The sequence below is a fragment of the Pseudonocardia sp. EV170527-09 genome (assembly GCF_008369905.1).
Taxonomy (GTDB): domain Bacteria; phylum Actinomycetota; class Actinomycetes; order Mycobacteriales; family Pseudonocardiaceae; genus Pseudonocardia.
Window position 1 is genome coordinate 1 of record NZ_VRMC01000713.1, and the last position, 228, is coordinate 228.

Here is a 228-nt window from a genome sequence, read left to right on the forward strand (position 1 = left end):
GGTTTCGCCTGCCGTTGGCCAACGACCGCAGAGCCTGGAGCCTGAGCACGCTGCGTGCGGTCGCCCGAGGCGATGCATTGAGCAGCCAGCTCGGCCTGACGTTCACCAATCAGAATGGCCTGCAAGACATCGCCCTGCGTAATGTCGGTAACCTCGACAGCGCCTGGCCCGCCCGCATCACCCTCAAGGCCCGGGGCTGCGAAGGGGCTGACGCGCTCGCCGGTTATG

The 228-nt window shown here is 66.7% G+C and carries 1 protein-coding gene; it reads left to right on the plus strand.

Going from position 1 to position 228, the window contains the following annotated elements:
* Window positions 1-228, plus strand: a 228-nt coding sequence (locus FVA95_RS30565; protein WP_205016132.1) for a hypothetical protein, incomplete at both ends; no start/stop codon positions are given.